This window comes from Mycobacterium sp., from assembly GCF_039583805.1.
GTDB lineage: Bacteria > Actinomycetota > Actinomycetes > Mycobacteriales > Mycobacteriaceae > Mycobacterium.
On the sequence record NZ_JAVKSH010000180.1, the window covers coordinates 1 to 1711 of the forward strand.

Annotated in this window: 2 protein-coding genes and 1 pseudogene; 1 reads left to right on the forward strand and 2 read right to left on the reverse strand. The window is 66.3% G+C overall.

The features are described 5' to 3' along the window. Positions 1-363: pseudogene (locus tag ABDW21_RS16605) on the forward strand (hypothetical protein); the annotation flags it as partial. 166 nt (positions 364-529) lie between these two features. Here the strand turns inward: ABDW21_RS16605 and rsrA are convergent. Next, positions 530-754 carry a mycothiol system anti-sigma-R factor gene (rsrA, locus tag ABDW21_RS16610; protein ID WP_343603115.1) on the reverse strand — a complete coding sequence of 75 codons (225 nt, stop codon included), beginning with the start codon at positions 752-754 and terminating at the stop codon, positions 530-532. Between the two features lie 77 nt (positions 755-831). After that, positions 832-1491: a sigma-70 family RNA polymerase sigma factor gene (locus ABDW21_RS16615; protein ID WP_343603109.1), complete on the reverse strand. Its 660-nt coding sequence runs from the start codon at positions 1489-1491 to the stop codon at positions 832-834. Positions 1492-1711: the final 220 nt, after the last annotated feature.

Sequence of the window (1711 nt, forward strand, 5' to 3'; positions counted from 1 at the left end):
CCGATGCTGGGCCAGACCCCGATGCTTCCGGGTCAAACCCCAACACTGCCCGGCCAGACCCCAACACTGCCCGGCCAAAGCCCGATGCTGGGCCAGACCCCGATGCTTCCGGGTCAAACCCCAACACTGCCCGGCCAGACCCCGACGCTGCCGGGTCAAACCCCGGCACTGGGCCAGACCCCGACGCTGGGCCAGACCCCGGCGCTGCCCGGCCAAACCCCCGCAGCGCCCGACGCAACCTCGGCGCTGCCCGGCCAAACCCCGGAACTGCCCGGCCAAACACCGGCAGTGCCCGGCCAGACCTCGGCGCTGCCGGGACAGTCCAGCGCACCGCTGACCCCGGACACCAGCCCAGTGGTGTAGCCGGTTGGGCGTACTCCATCGCCGCGTGAGAGACTGGCCTGCCGCCGCGACCGCAAGGAGGATCAGTCATGGCCAAGCGTGGCCGGAAGAAGCGCGACCGTAAGCACAGCAAGGCCAACCACGGCAAGCGGCCGAACGCGTAGCACGGCCGCTGCGACCGGCCACCCTATCTGCGGATGATGGTGGTCCGGCTGATCTCTAGCTGCAACCGCTCGCGAAGACCCTCGGGCGCTCTGTCGCCACGACACTTGGTGGCGATCAGCACCTTGATCCGCTCTTCGATCCCGTAGTGCTGGAAGCACCCTGGGCATTCCTCCAGGTGCCGGAGCAGTTTCTGGCGAGTCTCCGGGGTGCATTCGCCGTCGAGCAGGCTCCAGACCTCGGCGATCACTTCCGCGCAATCGACCTCGGCGCCCGCTTCACCGCCGGCTGTTGCGTCGTTCGAGCCTGACGGGCGGGAGAACTCGGTCACCTCGGCACCCCTTCGGCCTCCTGGTCACCGCGGATCAAACCCCGCTCCTTGGCCACGTCGGCCAATAAACCACGCAGCTGGCGCCTACCGCGGTGCAGCCGCGACATGACCGTTCCGATCGGCGTATCCATGATCTCGGCGATCTCCTTGTACGGAAAACCTTCCACGTCGGCGTAGTACACCGCCATCCGAAACTCTTCGGGCAGCGCCTGCAGCGCTTCTTTGATCTCGATGTCCGGCAGCGCCTCCAAAGCCTCGACCTCCGCCGAACGCAGACCGGTCGAAGAGTGCTCCGCACTGGCCGCCAGCTGCCAGTCGGTGATCTCATCGGTCGGATACTGCGCGGGCTGGCGCTGCTTTTTGCGGTAGCCGTTGATGTAGGTGTTGGTCAGGATGCGATACAGCCAGGCCTTGATGTTGGTGCCCTCCCTGAAGGAGCGAAACCCCGCGTAGGCCTTGACCATGGTCTCCTGGAGGAGGTCTTCGGCATCGGCCGGATTGCGCGTCATCCGCAGCGCACCCCCGTAGAGCTGGTCCAGCAGTGGGATCGCATCTCGCTCGAAACGCGCCGACAGCTGCTCGTCGGTCTCTTCAGCCGCAGTCGACGCGAAGAGGTCCGCCATCTCCGACCCGGTTGCGCCATCGACGTCGGCCATCTCGACTGTCACAGTCCCTTCCGTCGGGGAATCACCGAACCGGCCCGGCACCACCAGACGGCACAGGCACTGAGTCAACACCACACTGCCAACACCCAATCCAAAGGGTCAACACCCAATCTAAAGGCTACAACCGACATTGTCTGCCGCGGTCTGCGTCTGCCGCGGTCTGCGTCTGCCGCGGTCTGCGTCTGCCGCGGTCTGCGTCTGCCGCGGTCTG

Bases quoted from the DNA above. Each gene is read 5' to 3' on its own strand.
- ABDW21_RS16615 (WP_343603109.1), bottom strand. From the start codon at position 1,491: ATGGCCGACGTCGATGGCGCAACCGGGTCGGAGATGGCGGACCTCTTC.